At 52.8% G+C, this 26,480-nt stretch carries 26 protein-coding genes; 8 read left to right on the plus strand and 18 right to left on the minus strand.

The features are described from left to right. Nucleotides 1–2: 2 nt before the first annotated feature. The 4 genes from NSS83_RS04425 to NSS83_RS04440 form a co-directional block, all read right to left on the minus strand. A complete protein-coding gene (locus tag NSS83_RS04425; protein ID WP_341347768.1) occupies nucleotides 3–902 on the minus strand; it encodes a hypothetical protein in 900 nt (299 codons plus the stop codon). Between the two features lies 1 nt (nucleotide 903). Continuing rightward, a complete protein-coding gene (locus tag NSS83_RS04430) occupies nucleotides 904–1,536 on the minus strand; it encodes a TetR/AcrR family transcriptional regulator (protein WP_341185556.1) in 633 nt (210 codons plus the stop codon). A gap of 186 nt (nucleotides 1,537–1,722) precedes the next feature. Beyond that, the gene (locus tag NSS83_RS04435; protein ID WP_341347769.1) at nucleotides 1,723–2,784 is read right to left on the minus strand and encodes a hypothetical protein; all 1,062 of its coding nucleotides are present in this window, start codon (nucleotides 2,782–2,784) and stop codon (nucleotides 1,723–1,725) included. Between the two features lie 33 nt (nucleotides 2,785–2,817). Then, nucleotides 2,818–3,327 (minus strand): GNAT family N-acetyltransferase, encoded by a 510-nt coding sequence (locus NSS83_RS04440; protein ID WP_341347770.1) that lies wholly within the window; start codon nucleotides 3,325–3,327, stop codon nucleotides 2,818–2,820. Nucleotides 3,328–3,462: 135 nt separating this feature from the next. On the opposite strand from NSS83_RS04440, the gene xerS reads away from it, so the two are divergent. From xerS to map, 4 genes are all read left to right on the plus strand, one after another. Next, complete coding sequence (gene xerS, locus NSS83_RS04445) at nucleotides 3,463–4,557, plus strand: tyrosine recombinase XerS (RefSeq protein ID WP_341186793.1); 1,095 nt, start codon at nucleotides 3,463–3,465, stop codon at nucleotides 4,555–4,557. A gap of 47 nt (nucleotides 4,558–4,604) precedes the next feature. Continuing rightward, entirely contained in the window at nucleotides 4,605–5,474 is an 870-nt protein-coding gene (locus tag NSS83_RS04450; RefSeq protein ID WP_341347771.1) for a pentapeptide repeat-containing protein, read from the plus strand. Between the two features lie 142 nt (nucleotides 5,475–5,616). Continuing rightward, entirely contained in the window at nucleotides 5,617–6,243 is a 627-nt protein-coding gene (locus tag NSS83_RS04455; RefSeq protein WP_341347772.1) for a TetR/AcrR family transcriptional regulator, read from the plus strand. A 57-nt stretch (nucleotides 6,244–6,300) separates the two neighbouring features. Then, nucleotides 6,301–7,050 carry a type I methionyl aminopeptidase gene (map, locus tag NSS83_RS04460; RefSeq protein ID WP_341185551.1) on the plus strand — a complete coding sequence of 250 codons (750 nt, stop codon included), beginning with the start codon at nucleotides 6,301–6,303 and terminating at the stop codon, nucleotides 7,048–7,050. A gap of 546 nt (nucleotides 7,051–7,596) precedes the next feature. On the opposite strand, the gene glp is transcribed toward map, so the two are convergent. From glp to NSS83_RS04500, 8 genes are all read right to left on the minus strand, one after another. Continuing rightward, the gene (gene glp / locus NSS83_RS04465) at nucleotides 7,597–8,871 is read right to left on the minus strand and encodes a gephyrin-like molybdotransferase Glp (protein ID WP_341185550.1); all 1,275 of its coding nucleotides are present in this window, start codon (nucleotides 8,869–8,871) and stop codon (nucleotides 7,597–7,599) included. A 185-nt stretch (nucleotides 8,872–9,056) separates the two neighbouring features. After that, on the minus strand, nucleotides 9,057–9,563 hold the full coding sequence (locus NSS83_RS04470) for a DUF4178 domain-containing protein (RefSeq protein WP_036695414.1): 507 nt from the start codon (nucleotides 9,561–9,563) through the stop codon (nucleotides 9,057–9,059). Nucleotides 9,564–9,601: 38 nt separating this feature from the next. Next, on the minus strand, nucleotides 9,602–10,012 hold the full coding sequence (locus NSS83_RS04475) for a DUF350 domain-containing protein (RefSeq protein ID WP_036695415.1): 411 nt from the start codon (nucleotides 10,010–10,012) through the stop codon (nucleotides 9,602–9,604). 126 nt (nucleotides 10,013–10,138) lie between these two features. Then, a complete protein-coding gene (locus NSS83_RS04480; RefSeq protein ID WP_036695416.1) occupies nucleotides 10,139–10,807 on the minus strand; it encodes a PspA/IM30 family protein in 669 nt (222 codons plus the stop codon). 68 nt (nucleotides 10,808–10,875) lie between these two features. Then, nucleotides 10,876–11,226 carry a hypothetical protein gene (locus NSS83_RS04485; RefSeq protein WP_341185548.1) on the minus strand — a complete coding sequence of 117 codons (351 nt, stop codon included), beginning with the start codon at nucleotides 11,224–11,226 and terminating at the stop codon, nucleotides 10,876–10,878. An 87-nt stretch (nucleotides 11,227–11,313) separates the two neighbouring features. After that, entirely contained in the window at nucleotides 11,314–12,246 is a 933-nt protein-coding gene (locus NSS83_RS04490; RefSeq protein ID WP_341185547.1) for a dihydroorotate dehydrogenase, read from the minus strand. Further along, nucleotides 12,239–12,943, minus strand: a complete 705-nt coding sequence (locus tag NSS83_RS04495; protein WP_341185546.1) for a dihydroorotate dehydrogenase electron transfer subunit — start codon at nucleotides 12,941–12,943, stop codon at nucleotides 12,239–12,241. The genes NSS83_RS04490 and NSS83_RS04495 overlap by 8 nt, the downstream gene beginning before the upstream one ends. 86 nt (nucleotides 12,944–13,029) lie before the next feature. Beyond that, nucleotides 13,030–14,070, minus strand: coding sequence for an NADH:flavin oxidoreductase/NADH oxidase (locus NSS83_RS04500; protein ID WP_341185545.1), 1,041 nt, complete (start codon nucleotides 14,068–14,070; stop codon nucleotides 13,030–13,032). A gap of 171 nt (nucleotides 14,071–14,241) precedes the next feature. On the opposite strand from NSS83_RS04500, the gene NSS83_RS04505 reads away from it, so the two are divergent. Continuing rightward, nucleotides 14,242–15,141: a polysaccharide deacetylase family protein gene (locus NSS83_RS04505; RefSeq protein ID WP_341186792.1), complete on the plus strand. Its 900-nt coding sequence runs from the start codon at nucleotides 14,242–14,244 to the stop codon at nucleotides 15,139–15,141. A gap of 144 nt (nucleotides 15,142–15,285) precedes the next feature. On the opposite strand, the gene NSS83_RS04510 is transcribed toward NSS83_RS04505, so the two are convergent. Continuing rightward, on the minus strand, nucleotides 15,286–15,969 hold the full coding sequence (locus NSS83_RS04510) for a 3D domain-containing protein (protein WP_036695422.1): 684 nt from the start codon (nucleotides 15,967–15,969) through the stop codon (nucleotides 15,286–15,288). 300 nt (nucleotides 15,970–16,269) lie between these two features. On the opposite strand from NSS83_RS04510, the gene ppk1 reads away from it, so the two are divergent. Continuing rightward, nucleotides 16,270–18,390, plus strand: coding sequence for a polyphosphate kinase 1 (gene ppk1, locus NSS83_RS04515; RefSeq protein ID WP_341347773.1), 2,121 nt, complete (start codon nucleotides 16,270–16,272; stop codon nucleotides 18,388–18,390). Here ppk1 and NSS83_RS04520 read toward each other — a convergent pair. From NSS83_RS04520 to NSS83_RS04535, 4 genes are all read right to left on the minus strand, one after another. Continuing rightward, entirely contained in the window at nucleotides 18,338–19,864 is a 1,527-nt protein-coding gene (locus tag NSS83_RS04520) for a Ppx/GppA phosphatase family protein (protein ID WP_341347774.1), read from the minus strand. The two genes, ppk1 and NSS83_RS04520, sit on opposite strands and share 53 nt — an antisense overlap. A gap of 108 nt (nucleotides 19,865–19,972) precedes the next feature. Continuing rightward, the gene (locus tag NSS83_RS04525; RefSeq protein WP_341347775.1) at nucleotides 19,973–20,695 is read right to left on the minus strand and encodes an amino acid ABC transporter ATP-binding protein; all 723 of its coding nucleotides are present in this window, start codon (nucleotides 20,693–20,695) and stop codon (nucleotides 19,973–19,975) included. Further along, nucleotides 20,682–21,341: an amino acid ABC transporter permease gene (locus tag NSS83_RS04530; RefSeq protein ID WP_339314715.1), complete on the minus strand. Its 660-nt coding sequence runs from the start codon at nucleotides 21,339–21,341 to the stop codon at nucleotides 20,682–20,684. The genes NSS83_RS04525 and NSS83_RS04530 overlap by 14 nt, the downstream gene beginning before the upstream one ends. A gap of 135 nt (nucleotides 21,342–21,476) precedes the next feature. Continuing rightward, on the minus strand, nucleotides 21,477–22,301 hold the full coding sequence (locus tag NSS83_RS04535) for a transporter substrate-binding domain-containing protein (protein WP_341185541.1): 825 nt from the start codon (nucleotides 22,299–22,301) through the stop codon (nucleotides 21,477–21,479). A gap of 234 nt (nucleotides 22,302–22,535) precedes the next feature. On the opposite strand from NSS83_RS04535, the gene NSS83_RS04540 reads away from it, so the two are divergent. Together NSS83_RS04540 and NSS83_RS04545 are read left to right on the plus strand one after the other, a co-directional pair. Then, a complete protein-coding gene (locus NSS83_RS04540) occupies nucleotides 22,536–24,299 on the plus strand; it encodes an alpha-glycosidase (protein WP_341185540.1) in 1,764 nt (587 codons plus the stop codon). Beyond that, nucleotides 24,292–24,663, plus strand: coding sequence for a nuclear transport factor 2 family protein (locus NSS83_RS04545; protein WP_341347776.1), 372 nt, complete (start codon nucleotides 24,292–24,294; stop codon nucleotides 24,661–24,663). The genes NSS83_RS04540 and NSS83_RS04545 overlap by 8 nt, the downstream gene beginning before the upstream one ends. 356 nt (nucleotides 24,664–25,019) lie before the next feature. Here NSS83_RS04545 and glgA read toward each other — a convergent pair whose 3' ends face one another. Then, entirely contained in the window at nucleotides 25,020–26,456 is a 1,437-nt protein-coding gene (glgA, locus tag NSS83_RS04550) for a glycogen synthase GlgA (RefSeq protein WP_341185538.1), read from the minus strand. Nucleotides 26,457–26,480 lie beyond the last annotated feature (24 nt).

Below are 26,480 nucleotides of genomic sequence, written 5' to 3' on the forward strand. Positions count from 1 at the left end.
CTCTATTCTATAGGTAATGGGATTGCAGGTGGTGCGGGTTCCTGCGCGTTGCGAAGTACAAGAATGAGACACCAGATGACTGCCAGATTGAAGATTGGAAACAGGATCAACTCTACCATGGAGACATGAACTCCTGCCCTCAGCATCCCAATCATCATGGAGGAAATAGAGGTTAGCAGGGTTGCCGCTTTTACCAGGACAACAGGAGCCAGAAGGTAACCGTAAGACTGCCTACGGACGAGCAATCCCCCTGTTAGCACCATGACCGGAAGCAATACAGCTAAATCCAGTGCCTGAATCACCAGCGTGGTATAATGCTCCAGCCCCTCAGGTGAGGTACCCTGCCGCCAGCCGCCGGCAATCCGTCCCAGCCAAAGCATGATAATCAGGAAGGCGATCAGCAGCAGGATGAAGCCAATTTTTACCGCCGGAAGCTGCGAATTCATCAATACCCCATCCCGCTCCAACGAGCGAAAGAGCATAATAAATGCAAATAAGCTTGCCGAGAAGAGCATGACATAGACCAGAAACAGATCATTATACATGGCCAGAAAACAGTATGAAGCATAGGTATAGGTGAAATATCCGAGCGCTCCGGCCAGCAGCAGCCGTCCTCTGATCGTTCCTCTAAGACTCAGGAGCAGAGATACGAGCAGCAAAGGAATTCCCGCCACTAGCGTAATGCCATCTTGAGCGATCGCCTGAGAGGCTGCGGATAAAGAATCATCCTTGTAGATGCCGGTACCGTACAACTCAATCTTTTCTCCCCGGATGGAGGTATAGAATGGATGACTCCCCCCCTTCTCCGCCCCGTCACCTGAAAAGAGCCCGATTCCTGACGCAACAATCCCAAGCACTATCACCATCCACGTTAACAAGCTAATGGTTCGTCTATGTCTCACCTTAATCCCCCGATCCTTGTGCAATATGGACCATCGCTTCTATGTGCCGGTTAATCAGAGCCTCCTTCTGCGCCTCAGGCAGATTCCCCTCCACCATCAGCCTCATAATCAGCCCAAAAGCTGCGCTCCAGATAATTTGGGCGGTGAGCTCAAGCTCCCTCTGCTCACAGGAGGCCATACCGCTAAATTGACGGAGCGTATCACAGAGACCCGCGATCCCGCTGCGTTCCAGGGCTGCTCCCTGATGCAAAACCCCAGTGTGGCTAAGCACGGACGGCGAATCATTCAGCATCATACTCCGGTACTGTGAGCCTTCTGCGGTTGTGACCTTAATGAACTGTCTCAGCGAGCGTCTTAAGCGCTCTTCTGGAGAGGTTTCATCCGCTGAAGCTTCCGATCCGGCAATCAGTCCGCCCATTAGCTCCCGGTAGCCCCGCTGAAGAAGCTGCTCCACAATGTCCTCTTTCCCCTGAAAATAGTGATAAATAATACCGGCTGAATACTCCATCCGTTCAGCGATTTTGCGGATCGACAGCTGCCTGATCCCCTTCTCTGCCAACAGCTCGCCAGCCGTAGTCAGAATCAGATTACGCATCGCTTCGCGCTCCTGCTCTTGTCTCTCTGCTTTGCCCATGATCGTTAGACTCCTTCTGTTAGAGTACTGCTGTTCCTAGCTATATTGAACACTGTAATGTTTTTGAACACCGTTCAACCTAGATTATAGCCGCCGTGACCTTAGAAGGTTGTGATTATTTATACAGCAAAAAAGCCTGAAACCCCATAGGTGTCTCAAGCTTTCGAGCTTCGGCAGGTGCTCTGCCTAATCAATACTAGCGATCTTCCACTCCCCTTGCTTATTCAACAGCAGGGAGATCTCATTGTTGCTGTCCGTAATATAGCCCTCAGAGGTCATCTGCGTAAACTCCACAAAGAAGGCCGCCCGTTTAGTTCCCTCGACAGGAATTCCGACTACGGTCAGTTTATTGAAGCGGTAGACATTCTTATTATCCAGTAAGTAGGGTTGTAAGTTGTCATTAAGCAGCGGTGAATACATCGTGGCAGCGAACTTTTCTTTGTCCTTAGCTGCCCAGGCTGCAATACAGTCCAGTGTCTCCTGGAGCGCTTGCTTATTGCCCGGACTGGAGCCTACATCAGGGACCTTGAAGAAGACCCCCGGCTTAATCGGAGGTTGCTTCTCCATGTACTCCATACCACTCAGCATGGATGTGAAGAGGGGAAGCAGCTTATCCCGTTGTTCATCTTGAATGTGGATCTCGGCCCGGTAAGAATCCTTGTTGGCTGTGAAAATAAAGGCCTCAACCCTCCGGTCCCCCTCCACCCTGCTCCCATCATACTCCTTGAACTTCAGCAGTCCCGGGTCTGTACCCGGTTCGAACTTCCCGCCCATTGCATCCTTCTCAGAGCTTAGCTTAATTAACGTAATATAATTATGCTTGTCCGCTGTCCCCCACGCCGTTCTGCCCTCCTGTTCAAAACGAATCATCGTCTCCGGCAGAAACACTCCCAGCGGTAAAGTCTTGTCTGCGGAGTAATCCGCTTGGACATTGACGCCATCCAGCTCGTAGCCGCTGCCGCTTCCTGTATACTCCCGTACTTCGGGAATCAGCGACTTGGATTTGACAGCAGGCGCGGCTGTTGCCGACGGAGCCGGAACCGCGGTTGCAGGAGCCGCTATTGCCGTAGCTGCTGCGGGCGTTGCTGACGGCTGATCCGTATGCTCAACACCCGAAGACCCCTGATCCGCGGCATTACTGCAGCCTGTGCTGATTGCTATTACAACCGCTATACAGCCCGCTCCCCATAAGCTCATTCGCTTGGACAATCTAATCACCTCAGTTACCAGACGCCGGATACGATCCAAAGTTGCGCTGAAGCCTGCCAGGAATAGCTACATTTATTTCTTAACTCTGTTAGTATTTAATGTGCTGAAGTATTGGCTGGGATTGCCTTGGCGCGAGTTGAACCGCTCCTGGAAATCACCGCCGGTATACGCTCCGATGACCCGGTGCCAGAAATCCCGCGCGGGGGTGTTGGCACGAATCTGCGACACCTTCCAGCTGCCGGGGAACATGTCGAACAGCCGGTGTGCCGCCCAGGTTCCTACGCCGCTGCGCCGGTAGCGCTGCATCACAAAGAACTCCGTCATATAGAACTCGCCCTCCGGGTCGCGCAACAGACGGTCGATCAGGGCAAAGCCTGCGACATTGCCGTCTACGGTGAACAGGTAGGCAAATTTATTTTTACCGCTGCTCCAGTAAGCCTCAAGTCCGGGATAGGACGGGAACAATCCTTCACGGTCCACCTGCAGCTCCAGGTAGCGGGTAAAGTCATACAAATAGAACTGCATCAATCTGCTTATAATCTGCTTCTGTTCTTTAGGAACCAGCTCGATTCCAAGTTCCATTAAGGTTCACCTCTGCCGTTTTCGTTTACTACCCATCATATAACTTTGTCTCATCAGGAGCAAGGTTTGCCGGAAACATGGTAAGATAGAAGCACAGCCCTCCCCCTGGGGGAAACTATAAAGAAGGTGAAGCTCATCAGTATTCAAAAAGCTACCGACCGGGCAAACCTGGATCAGCGGCTGCCGCAGATGCCCTGGTTCGTCCAGCAGTTTATCGACTATAAACGGCCGGATCTGTCCCCCTCCACACTGCTGGAGTATATCCGGGACTATGAATCCTTTTTCGGCTGGCTGCGGGGTGAAGGTCTGTCTGTTGCGGCCAGCAATGCTGACATTACTCTGCTTGAGCTGGAGACCCTGCATATGGACAGCATTGTCGGCTACCGTCTGCACTTGACCACCCGGGCTGAGAATGCCAATTCGCGGGTGACCGTCTCCCGTAAGCTGTCTGCGCTGCGCTCGCTGTTCCATTATCTGAGCCAGATTGCTGAGGATGAGAACTTCTACCCGCTGCTGAAGCGTAACATTATGGCCAAGGTTGAGATCAAGCGCATTCACAAGCCGAAGGATACGGCCGCCAAGCTCAAAGGTAAAATTCTGGAGGACGAAGAACTGCTGGAGTTCGTGGGCTACATTTATGATGGATATGGGACAGATGTGGAAGCCAATAAGCAGGCTTATTATTCTTGGCAGCTCAACCGTGAACGGGATGCCTGTATTGCCAGTCTTATTCTGAATTCCGGCCTGCGCGTCTCCGAGGTGGTCAACCTGAACGTGGATGATCTGGATGTCAACAATAAGCTGCTCTATGTCTTCCGTAAGGGTCATAACGACGAGACCTTCAAGACCCCGGTCTATTTCCGGGAACAGTCGAAGGATGATCTCAGCTTGTATCTAGGCCTCCGCCAGAGCAGGTATAAGACGCCGAAACGGGAAAAAGCCCTCTTCATTGCCCTGCCCAACGGCAGCAAAGAAGGCAAACGGATGACCAAACGGGCGATCCAGGAGATGATCATTAAATACGCCAAACGGTTCGGCAAGCCTTATCTGACGGTGCATAAGCTGCGGCACTCTTTTGCCACCGATTATTACCTGCAGAACGATATTTACCGGACGAAGGAACAACTGGGCCATGCTTCTACGGAGACTACCGAGATCTATGCCCACCTCACGGATAAAACGATGTCTGAGGCGATTGAACGCCGTATGGACAATGACCCGCCGCAGTAACGTATGAACCGCTATGTTAATCCCAATCATTTTTTGGAGGAATACACTTGTTAGACAATCATTCATTTCCTGAATCCCATACTACGAATCCCGGACTGCCGGAGCTGCAATCGGATTGCCTGAACTGCTTCGGACTATGCTGCGCAGCGCTTCATTTCTCTGCTTCCTCAGACTTCGCTATTGACAAGCCTGCCGGACAGCCCTGTCCCAATCTGCGGGAGGACTTCTTATGCGGCATTCATACGGAGCTAAGAGAACGCGGCTTCCGGGGATGTACAGTATACGACTGCTTCGGGGCCGGTCAGAAAATCTCCAATCTGACCTATGGCGGACGCGACTGGCGTCAGGCTCCCGAGACTGCGGGACAGATGTTCGAGGTTCTTCCTGTAATGCGCCAGCTGCATGAGCTGCTATGGTATCTGCACGAGGCACTGACGCTGCGCGGGGCCGAGACCCTGCATGATTCACTTAACCAAATGCTGGAGCAGACGCAGACCCTCACCCTGCTCAGCCCGGAAAAGCTGCTTCAGCTCGAAGTGCCTGTGCACCGCGCTGAAGTCAACGAACTACTGCTGCATGCCAGCGAGCTAGCGCGCACCGCTGCCCGCAAGCAGCTCTCCCCGGCTCCGAAGCGCCAGAAGAACTTCGGACGCGGAGCTGATCTGATTGGGGCCAAGCTGCGCGGGGCCGACCTTCGCTGCCTCAGCTTACGCGGCGCGTATCTGATCGCTGCAGACCTCAGCGGCGCTGACCTGCGGTTCGCCGATCTGATTGGCACAGATTTCCGCGACACGAATCTGCGCGGAGCCGATCTGCGGGGCAGCCTCTTCCTGACTCAGGCGCAGCTGCAAGCTGCGCAAGGCAGCCTGTCCACCAAGCTCCCGGAAGCCTTAAGGCATCCGGAGCACTGGGCTTGAGGAGAATAAACCGGATGAAGTTCTATCCGGTCTTTTTTGTGTTGTTCAGAGGGTTGGTTCAAACATTTCTCCTTGCCATATGCCTACCGATGTTTTATATTGACATGACAGCAGGTCTAAAAAAACGAGGTGAACGGATAAGATGACTCCCCGCACGAAGGAACAGAACGAAGATATCCGGCTGCGGCGGCTGGTGCAGATCCGCAAAGCAGCAGCGGACGTATTTTTGAATAAAGGGCCTCTATTAGAAATCCGGGATGTGGCTGCGGAGGCCGGTCTCGGTTATGGTACGGTCTATCATTATTACAGCAATAAGGGCGATTTGCTTCACGACTTGTTATGGGATGCGCTCGACCGGGCAGCGGAATGGCTGAAGTCTCCGCCTATGGCAGAGCCGGAGCTACCGTTAAAGCTCCCGCTGGAGAGCTCTGCCGCCGGGGTGCGGCTATTGCAGCTATGGGCGGAAGATCACGCTATCTATCTGTTGTGTAAGCAGGCGGGTGAGGGATTCCCTACCCTGCCTGAAGCCCGCTCTTCCCCGCTCATTGCCGGGTTCCGCCGGGAGGTGCTGACCCCGCTGTCCACGATGCTTGGCACCGGACTTACGGAGGTCTCAGTGTCTCCTGAGCGAGCAACTGTCGATGCGCAGCATGAATTACAGCACACAGAGATGCTGCTAGCTGCTCTGGTCGGCTGTGCTGCATTGTCCCTCCGCAGAGGGCAGCTGAATGAAGATGCAACGGAGATCGTCAGAGTTCTGAAACTATAAAAGAAAGACACTAAAAGACAGACACTATTGAAAGATGAAGGAGCGGATACACACAACATGATTATTCTTAAATCCCCCAGAGAAATTGAAGAGATGAAGCAAGCCAGCCAAATTGTTGCCGATTGCTACCGCGAGGTGTCCAAACACATTGTACCTGGAATCACTACGCTTGAAATTAATGATTTTGTGGCCAAACATATCACCCAGCTCGGCGGCAAGCAATTCACCAAAGGCTACAACGGATTCCCTGCCGAGACCTGCATATCTATTAATGATGTGGTTGCTCACGGGATTCCATCCAGCAAACGGGTCGTGAAGGAAGGTGACTTGCTGAAGCTGGATATTGTGGCGCAATACGGAGGTTGGTTCGGAGATTCGTGCATGAGCTACGCTGTGGGTGAGATCGGGCCGGAGGCGCAGAGATTAATGCAGGTTACGAAGGAATGCCTCGACCTGGGCATTGCCCGGGCTGTTCCGGGAGGACGGCTGGGTGACATCACATCGGCTATCCAGCAGCATGCCGAAGCACACGGTTATTCCGTCGTGCGTGATCTGTTGGCGCATGGCATCGGACGAAGCCTCCATGAGGAGCCGAGCTATGTACACATCGGCACTGCTGGCAAAGGCATCCGCCTCAAAGAAGGCATGGTATTTACGATTGAGCCGATGATTAACGAAGGCACATACGAGATCACCATCGACGATGATGAATGGACCGCGAGAACGGCTGACGGCAAGCTCTCCGCACAGTATGAACATACCATTGCAATTACTGCAGATGGACCTTTAATTTTAACGGCACAGTAATTATTGTAGTAGAACCCTCCCGTTTCTGTCTAGGGACTGTCCCCTATTAGAAAACTGGAGGGTTTTGTTTGTTACCCTTGTAACCGGGTTTTGCGGTTATGGCGTTGGAAGCAGTCGCGCGATAGGATGGTATTGCTTGTTGGGTGCTGGTTAGTGTTTTGGGGGTAGATTTTGAACTTACTATTGTGAATTTTTCATGTGTTGAATTTTTAACTAATTTTGAATTCAAAGCAGCAGTTATTCGGGTGCTGTAGACGCTGGAACGATAGCAACTGTATTTTGTACAATAGAACGCGGTAAAAACGGCTTCGAAATAAAATCTATTGTATTCCGTACAATCGAATGTTGAACAAAGGACCTTTTTCATCCAAAACACAACATTCTACTGTATGAAGTACAATAGAATCTCATTTCACGGTCAATTAGGCGGTTTCTATTGCAGGAAATACAATCAGCTACCGTTATCAGATAAATGACCGGGTTTTGCGGTTCTATTATGAATTTTTCATATGATGAAATAGTATAATTACTGAGACTTGCCATGTCTCATCCCCTGATCTCACCAGGCAGCTTCAGCACAGTTACCTTGTCACCAGCAGATAATTGTCCGCTGTCCGGCGGGATGACGATCAGGCAATCGCTGTCTTTGATCGTAACCGTGACGGATGACTCGTCTACAGCGGCTGGATAAGCATAGAGCACTGCTTCGCGGATCTCCAGACGGGCGCGGACATAGCGGGTGAAGCTGTTGGCCCGCTTATAATCTTCACCCAGCACCGCGGTCCACTCGGGCAGATACGGCTGGGCTGCACCCTGCATCAGCCCGATGACCGGACGGGCAAACAGCTGGAATCCTACGAAACAGGCGCCCGGATTGCCGGATAAGGCGAGCAGGATGCTCCCGCCGCGAACGGCTGCTGTAGTGACGCTGCCGGGGCGCATGGCTATTTTATTGAACAGCATCTCTCCGCTCTGCTCACGGACCAAATCCCCCATAATATCATAATCACCGACAGATACGCCGCCGGTAGTAATCACCAGATCATAGCTCTCCAGGGCCATCTGCACCTTACTGCGGGCCAGCTCCATATCATCGATGATCGCTCCCAGCATCACGGGCTCACCGCCCGCCTCCCGGATTAGCGCCTCCAGCATGGGGGAGTTGCTGTTGCGGATTTTGCCCGGGACTAACGGCTCGTCCACCTCCAGCAGTTCAGTTCCGGTAGCGAAGACCGCTACCTTGGGTCTGCGGCGGACCGGAACCTCCGGCACCCCGAGCGCTGCCAGAACAGCAATTTCACCAGCGCCGATTAGAGTCCCTTCAAGAAGCACTGGATCACCTGTTCTAAGCTCTAACCCGCAAGGGGTAATATGCAGCCCCCGCTCTTGCGGCTTGCGAATACCGACATAGGTAACTCCGCCTTCCATCCGGCTCTCCGTAGCTTCCATCATAATCACTGTATCTGCGCCGCCTGGAATCTGCGCTCCCGTCATAATGCGCGCAGCAGTACCTGCTGTAATCTCTCTGGAGGCTACTGCGCCGCAGGGAATGACATCTACGACTTCAAGCCATACCGTGTCAGGTTCTCCTGCCGCTAAAGTGTCTGCCGCAATCACGGCAAAGCCGTCCATGCTGGAGCGGTCAAACGCCGGAAAAGGATGCGGTGCATGTGCAGACTCAGCCAGATAACGCCCGCTGCTGAGATGCAGGGGTACAGCTTCCTGTGCAAGCAGCGCAGCATAAGGCTTCAGCCTGCCTTGCGCCTCTGCAACTTGAAGCGCTGCCCGCTGAAATTTATCATTACTGTATTCGTTTGTCACTCTTCAATTCACTCCTTCTGTTTCATCCGGTGGTTTGCTGCTCATTAAGCCAATTATGCCCTATTCTAACATGAAGACATAGCAAAAGGGATGCACAGGCCTGTAACAAGCACATGCATCCCTTATTCAATCCCAATTCTGTTCCATTGTCTGCTGTCAGCAGAACAGCCCTGCTCCAGTCAAGCTTATGACGCGCGGATCACTCTGACATCAGCCGAAAGGACACTTTCACCCTCATAGAGCATGAACCGTCCATTCTGCCATTCCACGCGCAGCAGCCGCGAATCATCCGACTGGTATTGCCAGACATGCTGCTCCCCGCCGTTCATATAAGGCGTCTGTCCGGTAACGGCGGCATATCCTTCATATTCTTCTTCCAGATAAAAGGTCCGGTCATCCAGCTCCAGGGTAGCCGGAACCTCGGAAGGACTGTCCAGACGCCCGTCGATCGGGTGATACAATCTGTATTGCAGCTCTTCCCGCTCTTCTATATACAGATAGGCGATCCGGCTCCCGTCGCGCAGCGTCAGTACGACTGCATTCCGGCCGCTCGTCTTCGTCCGGCCCGTCACTTCATAGGTGACCAGGGAGACCTCACAGATATCTCCGGGAGACAGGGTCAGCATGCTTGCGGGCGCTTTAGGCGCCTCCGGCTTCGAGAACAGATTGCCGATTCTTTTCCAAAGACCCAAAGCCATCATCCTCCTACAGATTGGTACGCTAATCTTTCTTATCCGCGAATAAAGGCCGCAATAATCAATGCTCCGGTCACATGCAGCGAGCCTGCCATCAGGCCGTAGCCGACCTTGCCAAGCTGGGTGCCATGATCCAGTTCAAGGTTCCCCCACCGGCTCAGGAGCTGCTCTACCGTCTTCTCCAGCACGAATAACAGGACAAAAGATACTATAGAGACTATAAGGGCGGTCCCGAGCCGGTTCGCCGCAGCAATGGATGCCGATAAAATATAGCCTTGTGACAGCAGCTTCAACACCAGCCGGGTAGTCACAGCCATGTTCCCCGCCTTCAGCTCTTCCATATCATTATAACGGGTAAACAGCGAATCCACGAGCATCAGCACACACAGCAGCACTGCGCCGCTGACCGTCCATACTACCATGGACACCAGGGTATCGAAATCCATTACTCCAGCCCCCGCTTGTTCATATTTCCTAACAGGTAAGACAAACATAAAGCGAAGGAGAAACCGCTGGTTCTGTCTCCCCTTCGCCTGTGGACAATTGCCTAAAGTCCGGCTTCTGCCAATATGTTATTGTTTCTCGTATTGCTTCATCAGCGCAGCCAGCTCATCTTCAACCGCCTGGTCTTTGCCCAGTTTCTCGAACTCATCATCCAGCGATTTGTTGCCCGAGCTCATCTCGTTGCTGGCTTCTGCCTGTGCTTCGGCCTGCAGCATCTTGTCTTCCATCCGTTTGAGTCCGGCAGAAGCGGAGTCGGAGCTGAAGCCGCTCATCGCTTTGTTGATTTCGGTCTGCGCCTTCGCAGCGTTGTAACGGGCAACGAGTGTCTCCCGCTTGTTTTTCATCTGGGTAAGCTGTTTGCGCATTTCGTCGAGCTTGCCGCGCAGATTGTCTGCGGAAGCCTTGTTCTGGTCGAAGCTGGCCTTGTACTCTACAAGCTTGGCTTCAGCCGATTTCTTCTCTTCAAGAGCACGGCGGGCCAGATCGGCATTACCGGCCTGAGCGGCTGCATGAGCTTGCTGATTACGCTTGTTCACCAGCGCTTCCTGCTCTTCGTACAATTGTTTGAATTTCTTCTCAATAGCGATCTGGGCAGCTACCGCTTTCTCGGCATCCTCCAGATCCTCCGTCATGTCACGGATGTACTGGTCGGTCATTTTAACCGGATCTTCTGCTTTATCAATAATCGCATTCACATTGGACATGGTCAGATCACGCAATCTTTTAAATATAGACATGGTTCATTCCTCCAAAAGTAAAGTTAGTGGTTCAATGGTATCTTTTACGCAGGGAGATGAGGATCGTTTCAAAAATTTCTTCCGGCCTTCTGCACTAAATATTGCTCCACCTTATCATTCACAATATTTACGACCGCAAGGATGCCTTCTTTGCTCAGATCGTCATAGTGAATGCCCATCACAACCGTGACTGTTCGGTTCAATGCGGCCGCAGCCTTCAGCGCAATGGCTTCACTGATCGTATGCTCCTTATGATGGGGAACGGCAGAGGTCATCACCCGCGCGAGTTCTCCGTCCATGTACGCCGTACTTGCCGCACCGATATGGCGCACTCCACCAGTAATCAGCAGCAGCAGATCACGGCCCACCTCGGTCTCGGATAACACAATATCATCAGGATGCACCGGATTCGTTGTCAAGCTGAACTCCCCTCCCTTTATATTAACCATAGGCTGTAGAGATCTCTCCTTCTGCGTCAAAAAGATCATTGCAAACCGGCCTGCTGCCTATACAATACCACGGATCTCATCCAGTGAGGAAATATTCTCTTCCTTCATAAACTGCTGCAATTCTTCTACAAGCGTGCTGCCCGCCCGCAAATTCATGAAGTTGTAGGTTCCAACCTGTATTACAGTCGCTCCCGCCATAATAAATTCAATAATATCCGTAGCCGAAGTGATGCCGCCCATACCGATTACCGGAATGCTTACCCTGCGGGATACCTGGTGCACCATACGCAGAGCCACCGGCTTAATGGCTGGTCCGGACAGTCCCGCATAGAGGTTATTGAACACACTGCGGCGGCGGCGGACATCAATCTTCATCCCGGAGATCGTGTTGATCAGAGAGACGGCGTCCGCACCCTCTGCTTCGCACATCACTGCCATCTCTGCGATATCCTCGGCATTCGGCGACAGCTTCACGGCCAGCGGCAGGCTTGTAGCCGCCCGTACCGCACGAACCACTTCCTGGGCTGCCGGAGTTTTGATGCCAAAAGCAATCCCGCCCTCCTTCACGTTCGGGCAGGAGATATTCAGCTCAATCATATCCACGGCCGGATTTCCGGCCAGAAGACGGGCATCCGCATCACGCTGAATCAGCTCAGCGCCCAGTACGTAATCCGCCAGCGTGTTGCCGCCAAGGTTCACAATACGTGCGGTATCTAGTGTCTCCCAATATGGAAGTTCCTTGGCCAGAAAAGCTTCTACGCCAGGATTCTCAAGTCCTACGCTGTTCAGCATCCCGGAAGGGGTCTCATAGACGCGGATTCCGGGATTACCGGCTTTGGCATGAAGCGTAAGCCCTTTGCCGGAGATTCCGCCAAGCAGTGAAACATCATATAACCGGCCATATTCACGGCCGAAGCCGAAGGTGCCGGAAGCCATCACAATCGGGTTCTTGAAGGATACACCGGCAATCGTTGCACTTGTATTAATCATGGAATAATACCTCCTCAGCCAGGAAGACAGGACCGTCTGCACAGGCTTTGCGCTGCCCGTCCTTGCAGGAGACGCTGCAGACCAGACAAGCGCCGATGCCGCAGGCCATCCGGTTCTCCAGCGACAGATAGACGTCTGGGCGCTTACCTGCGGAATCCGCAGCGGTTCCCTTAAGCTGTGCGGCCTTCAGCATCGGATGCGGGCCGCAGACGAAGATATGGTCATACGCCGAGAAATCCACGCTGTCCAGGATCAGTCCGCCTACATCGACGGTCAGCTCAGCAGCCAGAGGACGGAAGGCTTCAGTACGGAATGGCTCGCGGCTGAAGCCGAGATAGATATCGCTTCCCGGAAGCTTCTGCGCACAATAATACAGCGGAGCAATTCCGATCCCCCCGCCCACTAACGCAACCTTACCTTCTACCTGCGGGAAGCCTGTACCGAACGGCCCCTCCAGCTCCACCGGATCGCCCGGATTCAATCCGGCAAGGATCTCAGTACCTTCGCCTACTACGTGATACAAGAATTCAACACCGTTATCATTCACCTGATGTATGCTAAGCGGTCTGGACAGCAGCGGATAGGCTCCCCACGCCCGCAGCATGTAGAACTGACCCATCTCCCCGCTGTTCCCCCCTTCAACTGCCAGGTGGTATACTCCTTCAGCCAGCCGCTCATTACTAATCACCGTCGCCACGTTATCAAGCTCCTTCAAATTTAATCTTATTAACCATGCCTGAGAAGGAACTTAAAATCTGTGACATTTTTCACAAATGATGCCCTCTATTTCTTGTTCCAGATTCCGCGCACATAAGGCTTGGGCAGATCGGACGGATTGATTCCGCCCAGTGCCTCGGCAGCGTGAAGTACCCAGTACGGATCACTGAGCATGCCCCTGCCTATAGCCACCAGCTCAGCCTTCGCTTCTGTAATGACCGCCTGCGCTTCCTCATACGACTCCAGACGCCCTACTGCGATAACAGGGACCTGCAATCCGCTGCGTATGTATTCGGCAAGCCCCACCTGATAAGCCGGTCCTGGACCTGGTCCGCCATTGGACACGGCTGGCCCCTCCCCGCCCGAGGATACATGGAACAGGTCTACGCCTGCATCCTTATACCGGCGGCAGAATTCCAGCGCATACGCTTCATCATAACCACCCTCCACGTATTCCTTGGCGGACACCCGCATGATCAGCGGCATCTCAGCCGGCAGCACCTCACGCACTGCCACTACCACCTGTTCCCCGAACAAGATGGGGTCTTGTCCATACTCATCATCCCGGACATTGGAGAGCGGGGAATGGAACTGGTGGATGAGATAGCCGTGCGCTCCATGCAGCTCTACAGTATCGAATCCCGCTTCGACTGCACGGCGCGCCGCTTCCCGGTAGGCGGTGATCAGCCCGGCGATCTCTTCACGGCTAAGCGCCTTGGGCATTGCATAGTTGCCGTCGAACGGAATCGCTGAAGGAGCAACCGGCGGGGCGGCATCGACAGCTTTGCGACCGGCATGACCAAGCTGAATCGCTATCTTCGCTCCATAGGCATGAACGGCCTCCGTCAACCGCTTGTACGCCGGAATCTGTCCATCGTCCCAGATCCCGGTGTCCTGATTCGAGATCCGTCCGTCCGGATGAACCCCGCTCATCTCTACAATAATGAAGCCTGTACCGCCGACCGCACGGCTGACATAATGCACATGATGCCAATCCGTTGGAATACCGTCCTGCTTCTCAACCGCATACTGGCACATCGGCGGCATAACCACGCGGTTCTTCAGGGTTAAAGCCTTAAGTTCATAAGGTGTAAACAAATCAGCCATGCTTGTCTCCATCCTTCCCGTATCTATGATCCATCTCAGTATACAACGATTTGGGGAAGTGATAAATCTTTGAATACTCTGCGGACGGTACGGCATAAATTCACGGCTGCTTGGAAATAACAACCCTTATATTCTAAACTAACCGGACCCATGGTTGGAGGAGGCATCGTCCTGATGAAACTGGCAATATTCCGCCGCATAGTGCTGTTTATATCCGTCATTGCCCTGGCCCTGTCTGCACCGGCTGCCGAGCTTGTGTCTGTCTCTGCAGCTGCGGCAGATAGTCCTGCGCCAGTGCCTGCACAAGAGATCCGGCCATCGTCCCGGCCACAAGCTTCTATTGAAGACGAACCGGCGGTGCCGGCCGGATCGGCGGCCTCCCAATCTTCTGTCAGACACCCTAAAAAAAGCAAAGGCCTCTCCCTCAGCCAGTTGCTGCGCAAATACCCGGAGACCCTCAAGACCCAGGGGCCCCGCCGCAAGATCATCGCTCTTACCTTCGATGATGTGCCTGATCCGCGCTTCACCCCGCAGCTCCTGGATGTGCTGCGCAAATATAAAGTCAAAGCCACCTTCTTCGTGGTCGGCAGCCGTGCCGAGAAGCACCCTGCCCTGGTAGCACGCATGATCCGCGAAGGCCATGCCATCGGCAACCACTCCTATAATCACCCCCAGTTCAGCAAGCTGAGTATGAATGCGTTCCGCATCCAGATTATCCGGACGGAGAATATTCTGCAGCTGCTGGCCGGATACAAGCCGAAGCTGATCCGTCCGCCGTATGGCGATATCAACGAGCCTCAGCTTAAATGGGCGAAGTCGCATGGCTATAAGCTGGTGAACTGGAACGTTGACTCACTCGACTGGAGAGGACTGTCCAAAACCCAAATCAAGCACAACATCCTCTCCCGGGCCGGCAGAGGGGCTATTATCCTTCAGCACGGGGGCGGCGGCAGAGGCAGTAACCTCCAAGGGACGCTGCAGGCGCTGCCAGAGATCATCGGCATTCTGCGGCAGCGCGGATACAGCTTCGTGACCGTTCCCCAGATGCTCCAGGTCAGCAAGAGCAAATAACCGCTTGATCATTAGTTATCGTGTGCAACATATAAATTCTTATATTTTAAAAAAAGGAAACAAAACCGGCGGAAGCTGCCTGGTTTTGTTTCCTTTTCATGATTACATATTGCGCTTGCTATGGTGCAAAGATTCATTATCGGTTTATTCAATAATATATAAATGTACATACTGATAACCGAAATCGGCTACAAAGCTCTGGCTGCCCGGAATAAAGATATCGATCCGGTTGCCCTTGATCGCACTCCCCATATCCGTCGCTGTCGCTACGAAGGCTTGCTTCGGAAGGCCCGGATGGGTATACCCGGTCACGAGCACCTTCGTTCCCAGCGGAATCACGCTCGGGTCAACGGCGATGGTTCCGAGCTTCAGCGCATTGCCGAAATAATCGACTGCGCCCCATTTGCCATTCTCGCTGGCTGCCGAGGAATAGGCGGAAGCTTTGACCTGCAGCACTTTGGCATAATTAAATTCTTTGCCCCAGGCTTGAACTGTGTTGGTTGCCGGCTGCACACTCAGGGCTTGAACTTCTGCTGCGTCCACAGCTTCTACTGAAGCTGCTGCAGTATTGGCTACTGCCACAGTCTTGGCTTGAACATCACCCGGAATGGTAAATTTCAGCCCGGGATAGATATTTAGCGCTGAAATCTGCGGGTTCGCATTCATAAGCTCATCAACGCTTATGCCATAATGATTGGATAGAGTATAATAGGTAGTAGTATCTCCAGCGATATGTACGCTGTCAGCTTGAACGGGAGCTGCGTGAAGCAAGGTGCCGAGTCCCAGTACGGCCGCCAGGGCGGTGATGGCTCTGATCTTGAGTTTCATGAATTGCCTCCTTCAATGGTGACGCCAGGTTTGTAAACTAACAGTAATGAATATATCACAACTTTGTAACCATTGGCTATGTTTTTGTGGCAATTGGAAATAATTATCCCAAATAAAGCGTTAACACCGATATAAATATTACATATTCTTAATCATTATTAAGGGACCCGGCATAAATATGCCATGTTTCCTGAATATTCGCAAAAATTTTACACAGTTTTAACATTTCTCACGCAAGCAAATAGTAGAATGAAAGAACACGATATCTTAACTAGACATTGAAGCAACCTTGGAGGGTCCATGAACGTGAATACAGATGAGAAAAAAATCAACAATATTAGTCCTGCAACAGCCTATCTTAACCGTGACCTCAGCTGGATCGAGTTCAACCGCCGGGTGCTCGGCGAGGCACAGGACCCTGAGAACCCGCTGATTGAGCGGGCTAAATTCCTGGCCATAGTGTCCAGTAATCTGGATGAGTTCATCAGTGTCCGGGTAGCCGGCATCCAGGATCAGATCCGGGCGGGATATACCAAAAAAGACTTTACCGGCTACACGCCCTCCGGCCTCTATAAACGCCTCAGCAAACGGGTCACCAAAATCGTCGCCGACCAGTACCGCACCTTTAAGGATATTTCACGCAGCCTGCATAAAGAGGGTATTGTGTTCGTTGATTATGAAGACTTAACACCGGCACAGGAGCAGTCGATTGAGGAGTACTACCGTGATATTATTTTTCCTGTGCTGACTCCTATGGCCGTCGACCAGAGCCGTCCGTTCCCGCTGGTCCACAGCCAGTTCATCTATCTGGCTGTCGTGCTGACAAGGAAGAACAGCCAGGAGGAAGAGCCTTACTTCGCCATTCTGCAGATTCCGTCCAATCTGCCGCGATGCATTCCCTTGCCGCACCGCGCGAACAGCAAAAAACGGCAATTCGTATTCATTGAAGATGTAATCCGCCATCATATTCAGACCTTGTTCAGCGGTTATGAACCGGTAGCCGTCAGTGAATTCCGCCTGACCCGCAACTCTGACCTGACGATAGATGAAGAAGGCGCGGAGGACCTGCTGGAGGAGATTGAGAAAGAGCTCCGCAAACGCCGCCGCGGTGTGCCTGCCCGTCTGGAAGTCCAGAAAGGCATCCACCCCTATGCGCTGGAGCAGCTGCAGGCTGAATTCGAGCTGGAGGACTTCGTCTTCGAAATCGAAGGCCCGCTTGATCTCGGCTTCCTGCGCAGCTTCACGAGCAGTCTGAAGGGCTTCAGCTATCTGCTCAATCCGCCTGTCGAGCCGATGTATCCGGCGGAGTTCGATGAGAATGAAGATTTCTTCGAGGTGCTGAGCCAGCGCGATGTGCTGGTCTATCATCCGTACGAATCCTTCGATGCCATGACGGATTTCATTATCCAGGCCTCCGAGGATGAGCAGGTGATGGCGATCAAAATGACGTTGTACCGGGTCAGCGGCAATTCTCCGCTGATTACTGCCCTCGCCAACGCAGCCGAGTCCGGCAAGCAGGTTACGGTGGTCGTGGAGCTGAAGGCCCGCTTCGATGAGGAACGCAACATCGCCTGGGCGCGTAAGCTGGAGCAGTCCGGCTGCCACGTGGTCTACGGTCTCGTCGGCCTCAAGACCCATGCCAAGGTAACGCTGATCGTCCGCCAGGAAGGTTCTGAGCTGCGCCGCTATGTTCATGTGGGAACAGGCAATTACAATGACAGCACGGCCAAGGCCTATACCGACCTTAGCCTGTTCACCGCCAATCATGAGATTGGCCTGGATGCGTCCGAGCTGTTCAATCAGATGACAGGCTACTCCGCCAACTACAACTGGAACTCCTTCATCGTAGCACCGACTAACATGAGCCTGTCGCTCCAGAAGCTGATTCTGCGTGAGGCAGAACATGCTGCCGCAGGCCGGCCTGCACGAATTATCGCCAAGATGAATTCCCTGTCGAACCAGGAGGTTATTGATTATCTCTACAGCGCGGCTCAGGCAGGAGTATCCATCGATCTGATCGTCCGGGGAGTCTGCTGTCTGCGCCCGGGAATTGAAGGCCTCAGTGAGCGCATTACGGTGCGCAGTATTGTAGACCGCTTCCTGGAGCATTCACGCATCTATTACTTCGAGAACGGCGGCGAACCCGAGGTCTACCTGTCCAGTGCCGACTGGATGACGCGTAACCTGACCCGGCGGATCGAGCTGATGTGTCCGGTCAAGGATAGCAGTATCCGCGATCAGATTGTCAAGATTCTGGAGCTGTCGCTGATGGACAATGTCAAATCCAGCTTCCTTCAGCCTAACGGATATTATGAACGGATCGACGACAAAAAGGCCCCGCTCCGGAGCCAGTTCGCTGCTATGGATGTTACCCGCTGGAAGGGAAGCCGAGCTTTACCTTCACCGACCAAGCATTCCTGAAGGTTTTGAGCGCATTCTCAATGTCCTCCAGGCCAATTAGCACCTGTCCGCCCTGAAGCTCCAGATCCAGCGTATGATTATGCAGACGGGACTTCAGCCCGCTGACAATGCCGATCTCGGTGCTGTCCAGCGCGATGCTTAACTGCACTAATGTACCCAGCTTATGAATCCATTCCTCGTCGGAAGGCAGCAAAATGTCCTTATGCATCAGGGACAATTTCTGCTTCCGGCTTTTTGTGCTGTAAGAAGCGATGTACGCGCTAAGAATCAGCTGGCGGTGCGTTAGTCCGCGGATGGGTGAATTCATGAGCCAGTAGTGGGTGTGCCGCTTGGATTGATAATAGTTAATGTTGGAGCCTGTCCGGTGCAGCATAATCGCCACATAGACCAGCATCTTCTGCTCCTCCCGGTTCCCTTCCCGCTCAAAGGCCCCCAGCAGGCTCAGCGCCAGCTTGTTGATATGGTCGAGATGCCGCTTAGAGGTACGGATATCGAAGCGGATAATCGTATCCAGGCTGTATTCCAGCGCGCTGTCACGCACCGGCTGCTCGGGCTCCAGCAGATCATGCAGCATGCCCTCACGCAGGCCTTCCCCGCTGATCAGCGCCTGGCTGGCACCAATGTAATGATAGACGGTATGGAAAATAATCAGCCCGGACACGATGATATCCGCCCGGCTTTTGGACAACCCGTCCAGGTCCTTACGCTTCTCAAACGGGGTAGCGGGCAGAACCTCCATGAACCGTTCGATCGTCTCGTTCTCCAGAACATAGCCATGGGAATTAGGCAGCGAATAATCGCGGTTCCGCTGATCGAGCTTAGCCAGTGAGCGAAGCGTTCCTCCCAGCCCGTATAGCGGAAGTCCTGTGCCCGTCGACAGCCAGTCATGCTCCACCAGCCTGCCGGTTACGTACAATTGCAGCTTGCGGATCTGATCCGCATTCCAGTTGCCGCCCTGGCTGAACATCTGATTCGTGTTAACCGCACCGAACGGGAACGAGATACTCTGCTGATAACGCCGTCCGCGGAATAAGGTAACCTCGGTACTCCCTCCGCCGATATCAATCACGAAGCCGTCCTGGACGTCAAAAGCATTGATGACTCCAAGGAAGCCGAAATACGCCTCCTGATATCCGGTGACCACTTCAATCGGAATGGACGAAGCCTCGGACAGGTAGCTGATGATCTCCGCAGAGTTCGCAGCATTACGAATGGCGGCGGTGGCGCCTGCGCGGATTTTCTCAACTTCAAAGTCATCACAAATCTCTTTGAACTGCTGAAGAACAGGTATGATCGTATTCATATCCTTCTTCTCCAGCCGGCCTTCCTTCGTAATCTTCTCGCTCAAACGGGCAGAGTACTTACATTCCTTGATGATTTTGTAGCCGCCTGCCTGTGTCGTGTCATAAATTACAAGCCGTATGGAGTTGGAACCAATATCAATAATGCCGATCCGGCAAAGATCATCTCTCATCTGTATGTACTCCTTTTCAAGTAGATTGATCATTTGTATACTATATCAAACATTGTGCACTCCGCCAAAATAAAATAACCCCATACGGTGGGGTTATTAGCCGGCCTACTATAATACCTTGCTGAGAAAATCGCGCGTGCGGGCATGCTTGGGATGACCGAACACCTCTGCCGGTGTCCCTTGCTCCACAATCACGCCGCCGTCCATGAACAGGATACGGTCCCCCACCTCACGGGCGAAGCCCATTTCGTGCGTTACAATCACCATGGTCATGCCGTTCACTGCCAGCTGCTTCATAACCTCCAGCACTTCACCGACCATCTCCGGGTCCAGCGCCGAGGTTGGCTCGTCGAACAGCATGACATGCGGCTGCATAGCCAGCGCCCGGGCGATTGCGATCCGTTGCTTTTGTCCGCCGGAGAGCTGGGCCGGATAAGCATCGCGCTTGTCCTCAAGGCCTACCGTACGCAGCAGCTCCATCGCGAACTTCTCCGCCTCCGCAGCCTGTTGCTTCTTCACCTTAAGCGGGGCGAGCATAATGTTCTGGAGCACAGATTTGTGCGGGAACAGGTTGAACTGCTGGAACACCATCCCCATTTTCTCGCGGGTCACGTTGATGTCATGGCGCTTCGCGGTAATGGATTGACCCTCGAAGCTGATCTCGCCGCCTGTGGGCTGCTCCAGCAGGTTCAGGCAGCGCAAAAAGGTGCTTTTGCCCGATCCGCTGGGGCCGATGACAACAACGACCTCGCCCTTGTGAATATTCAGATCAATATCCTTCAGGATCTCCAGCTTCCCAAAGCTCTTCCGCAGGTTCTTAACCTCGATCATCCGTGTTCAGCCTCCGTTCCAATATACCCAGCAGCTTGGATAGTGTGAATGTCAGTACGAAATACATGATGGCAATAATAACATAGGGTGTTAGCCCCTCATACGTAATCGTTGTAATGGTCTTCGCCTGAAAGAACAGGTCTGCAACCCCGATCATAGACACGATTGAAGATTCTTTGATGATGGTAATAAATTCATTGCCGATGGCTGGCAGCACGTTCTTAATCGCCTGCGGCAGCACGATGTAGCGCAGCGTCATCCCCTGCTTCATTCCGAGGGAACGCGCCGCTTCAACCTGACCGCGGTCTACACCCTGAATCCCCGCGCGGAAAATCTCCGCCAGATAAGCAGAACTGTTGATGGTTAATGTAATCGCACCGGACTGGATCGGCGTAAACTCAAGTCCAAGCTCCGTTAACCCGTAGTGAATCAGAAACAGCTGTACCAGCATCGGCGTCCCGCGTAAGAATTCGACCCATGCGGTGGCGATAAAGCGCAGAATTCTCCATTTGGACATCCGCAGAAGCGACACCAGGATGCCGAGTACGAAACCGAAGAATACCCCCAGTACTGCAAGCAGCAGTGTGTACTGCAGACCGGATAAGAATAAATTACGGTACTCATAAGCCATATCGAATACATTCATTGCCCTCAGACCCTCCTCTTCTCAAAAAAATAGAAAACGGCGGATCACCGCCATTTTCTGCATGGTTGAGCATGATCCCGCAGCCTGCTGCGGGCCTATCTTGATCTCTGCTATCCGCATACGCGGCTTCGCGTATTATTTGCTTTCAGCAAGCTCGCTTGCTGCCGCTACGAATTCATCAATCTTGCCTTCGGAGTTCAGGCGTCCAAGTGTCTTATTCACTTGATCGAGCAGCTCGGTGTTGCCCTTCTTCACGCCGATGACATAACCGTCATCTTCAACCTCCGGCTTGGCATCGGTAATCACGAGGCCCTTGACGTTCTTCACAAAGGACTTGGCTACAGGTCCTTCCATGATGGAAGCATCCACCCGGTTCGACTGCAGCTGCAGGACGATTTCGGAGATTTTGCTGAGGGAGGTCAGCTGTGCGCCTTCAATGCCCTTAGCGATACCCTCCTGGATGGAACCGGTCTGAATTCCGATCTTGGCGCCCTTCAGTGCGTCCATGGTAGCGAATTTGTCCTTGTCGGCTTCACGCACTACAACAGCCTGCTCTGCCTTATAGTAGATGTCCGAAAGGCCTACAGCTTCAGCGCGTTCCGGTGTGGGGCTAAGTCCCGAGATAACCATATCGATCCGGCCGCTAGCCAGCTCATTCAGCAAAGAGTCGAACGGAAGATCCTTAATCTCCAGCTCCTGTCCCAGATCAGCGGCAATCTCTTTGGCAATCTCGATATCGAAACCGACAATCGTATCCTTACCTTCAACTATCTTGTGGAATTCATATGGAGGAAAGTCTGCGCTTGTGCCCATAATCAGCTTCTTAGCCGGCGCCTCTGTGCTTGCAGCACCGCCATTTCCGCTTGCTGCGGTATTGTTCTTATCGTTATTGGAGCCGCATCCGGCCAAGAGTCCTGCTGCCAGCAGCAGTCCCATAGAAAGTTTACCCCATTTGTTCATTTGTTCCGTCTCCCCTATTCTGTTTATGTTCTCTCTACTGTTCCGTCTCATTGACCGATTTATTATAAATCACTTCGTATGAATATGCAAAGACAATTTTGTGACAAAAACCTGTTACGGCGACAAAAAAATGCACATCCTATGAAGGTGGTATATAATACTATCTACTATAGATTATCTCCAATTGCCGCATGAATCATTACAGCTTCCACCCAACTTACAGGAGGTGCTACTATGCTGCTTGAAGCGATGTACCATGTTCCCCGTGACAAATGGGCCTATGCCTATGATACTGAAACGATTCATCTGCGTGTGCGCACCAAACGTGATGATGTGGACTATGTAGTCGCCCTTACCGGCGACAAGTACGATTGGCAGCATACTTCTTATGACATTATTATGGAGAAGGCCGCCTCCGATGACAAATTCGACTACTGGGAAGCGGCGGTCCGGCCCAAATATAAGCGGCTTAGCTATACTTTTCGCGTGAGTAAAGGGATGGAGACGGTCTATCTGCTCGACAACGGGATCCGCTCCGAATGCCCGCCGCCGCCGAATCACTTCTACGAATTCCCCTATATCCACGGGATCGACTTGTTCCGGGTTCCTCCCTGGGCGAAGGATGCGGTGTTCTACCAGATCATGACCGAGCGGTTCGCGAATGGCAATCCCCTGATTAATCCGGAAGGCACGCAGCCCTGGGGCGGCAAGCCCGAGCTGAATAATTTCTTCGGCGGCGACCTTCAGGGCGTGCTGGATCATCTGGATGATCTGCAGGAGCTGGGCGTCAATGCCCTCTACTTCACCCCGCTGTTCGTCTCCCCCTCCAACCATAAATATGACATTGTAGATTACCGGAGAGTCGACCCGCATTTCGGCGATAATGAGCTGCTGAAGCAGGTCGTCGAGGAATGCCACAGACGGGGCCTGCGCGTCATGCTTGATGCCGTATTCAACCACTGCAGCGACCAGTTCCCGCCCTTCCAGGATGTTATGGCCAAGGGAGAATATTCGGTTTACCGGGACTGGTTCCATGTGAACTCTTTTCCGGCTGAGATTGTGGACGGCATTCCCACCTATGACACGTTTGGCTTCTACGGCAATATGCCGAAGTTCAACACCGCCAATCATGAAGTAAAATCCTATCTGCTGGAGGTGGCCGAATACTGGATTAAGGAGATCAAGGTGGACGGCTGGCGCCTGGATGTGGCCAACGAGGTGGACCATCACTTCTGGCGCGATTTCCGCAAGGTGGTCAAAGCGGCGAACCCGGATGCTTATATCGTCGGCGAGGTGTGGAGCGATTCATTAACCTGGCTGCTCGGCGACCAGTTTGATTCGGTGATGAACTATCCCTTCTCGGGGACGGTGCTGGAATTCTTCAACGGCGGGATGGACGGCATCACCTTCGGTCAGCGGATCGGCGGCCTGCTCATGCGTTATCCGCAGCAGACGAATGAGGTGGTCTTCAATCTGCTCGGCAGCCATGACACTCCCCGCTTGCTCACCGTGCTTGGTGAAGACAAACGGAAGCTGAAGCTGACGGTGGTCTTCCTGTTCACCTTCATGGGCACTCCCTGCATCTATTACGGTGATGAGATTGGCCTGACCGGCAACGAGGACCCGGATTGCCGCAAATGTATGGAATGGGATCAGGGCAAGCAGGACCGCGAGCTGTATGACTTTTACCGGATGATGATTAGTTTGCGCAAGGAGCATAAAGCCCTCCGCGAAGGCCGCTTCCGGATTCTTCAGGCCTGCGAGCACGACCCGTGCATCGTCTATGAGCGCGCCGATGAGCTGATCCACTTCACGGTCTGGATGAACAATTCACCGCAGCCCCGCACGCTCAGTCACCCGATGGAGACCAGTGACTGGCTGGATGCACTTACGGGTGAGGCGGTCGTTCCAGAACGCGGGATGATGAACGTGGCGCTTGAGCCGTACGAGTACCGGATTCTGTTCCGGCATATTGTGGAGGTGGAATCAAATGATTGAACGTGAGCAGCGGATTAGACAATATTTCGATTCATGGATTAACAAGGATAACTCTATATTAAGTACCATCTTCGATCCCAACATTGTATACACCGAAAGCTACGGCCCTCAGTATCGGGGATTTGACACCCTGATGTTGTGGTTCGAGGACTGGAATACGCGTGGTACGGTACTCAACTGGACGATCAAGCAATTCATCCATCAGGGCCATATGACTGTGGTGGAATGGTACTTTAAGTGTGTGTATGATGATGTGACCGATGCGTTTGACGGAGTCTCCTTAATCGAATTTAATCCCGGGAACCAGATCGTGAGTCTAAAAGAATTCCAATCCAAAATCCCCCACTCTTATCCTTATACTTGACTTGAATTTTGTTATTTCTATAATGCTAATTGTTTAGTTGGAAAAACGCATCTTAATTTAGCCAATTTTCATGGTTAGAGGCAATTAGTTGGATAAACGTCATCTCTTTTCGCTGAATTCCTTAATATGAGGAAGTTTGGGCTAATTAAGTGCCATTTTTCCATTTGCTGCTGAGGATGTGTTTTTCCTTCCGTTAACAAGTGCCTGAAATACACCTATTCCCTCCAGCTAATCGGCACAAATCCCCCTGGTAATTATGGTTCCTCGAATCCGGGGAATCAAGTGCAACAGAAAAAGGCATCCCTTAGTTCATGATGAACTGAGGGGTGCCTTTTCCATCCTGATCCTGCTATTTCCTATTCCGCTGGAGCGGCCGTAATGTTGTTATAAATATCAATATACTGCTGTGCGGATACGTTCCAGCTGTAGTCGCCGGAGAATGCGTTTTTGGCTACTTTTTTCCAGTGCTCGGGCTTGTGGTAGAACGATACGGCGCGGCGGAGCGTGTGCATCATATCATGGGCGTTGTAATCTTTGAAGGTGAAGCCGTTGCCCTCTCCGGTGTATTCGTTGTACGCCTGCACGGTATCATTCAGCCCGCCTGTCTCACGGACCACCGGAATGCTGCCGTAACGCAGTGCGAGGAGCTGGCTGATGCCGCAAGGCTCGAATTTGGACGGCATCAGGAAGATGTCGCTGGCGGCGTAGATTTTGCGCGACAAGGCATCACTGAAGGTAATCTGCGAGGACAGCTTGGTCGGATAACGCCACTGCGCCTCACGGAACCAGCGTTCGTAGACTTCATCCCCCGTCCCCAGCAGCACGAACTGAATGTCATCATAGTACAGCAGCTCATCCAGCACACGGGTCAGCAGATCGAGTCCTTTGGAATCCACCAAACGCGTAACCATAGCTACCATAGGAATGTAAGGAGCGACCGGCAATCCAAGCTCCTGCTGTAGTCCCAGCTTATTCTCGGCCTTCTTGGCCAGGTTGGAGCGGTACTTGGTGAAGATTGCCGTGTCACTGGACGGATTATAGCTCTTGGTATCAATTCCGTTAACAATGCCGCTCAGCGCGTCAGAACGCGAAGTCAGGAGGCCGTCGAGACCATAGCCGTAATACGGGGTCCGAATCTCATCGGCATAGGTCGGGCTAACGGTAGTGACATGATCACTGTAGACAATCCCGCCCTTCATATAATTCACATTCCCGTAATACTCCACGCCCAGGAAATAGCTGTCATCCAGACCCAGCAGCTCACCCAGCACCGTATACGGAAAGACTCCCTGATACAGGAGATTATGTATGGTGAATACCGTACGCATCTCACTGTAGAACGGATTATGCCGGTAGTGCGCCTGCAGCAGCAACGGAACAACCGCAGCATGCCAGTCATGGCAATGGATCACATCCGGCTGGAAGCTAATCGCCGGCAGGCATTCCAGCACCGCCCGGTTGAAGTACGCGAACCGCTCGCCGTCATCCATATAGCCATAAATTCCGTCACGGCCGAAGTAATACTCATTGTCGATGAAATAGACGGGAATCCCTTCAAACACCACCCGTTCGATCCCGCAATACTGATTGCGCCAGCCAATCGGGACCTCCAGCGTAGCGACATGCTCCATCTGTGCGGAATACTTCTCAGGAATTCCTTTGTATTTGGGCAAAATCACCCGCACATCGACGCCGGCCGCCTTGAGGGCCTTGGGCAAAGCGCCGATGACATCGGCCAGCCCGCCTGTTTTGATAAATGGATGGGCTTCCGCTGCGGCAAATAATACTTTCATTCCATCTCCCCCTTATATAGTGGC

Origin of the sequence: Paenibacillus sp. FSL H3-0469, assembly GCF_038051945.1 — a bacterium.
Taxonomy (GTDB): Bacteria; Bacillota; Bacilli; order Paenibacillales; family Paenibacillaceae; genus Paenibacillus_AQ.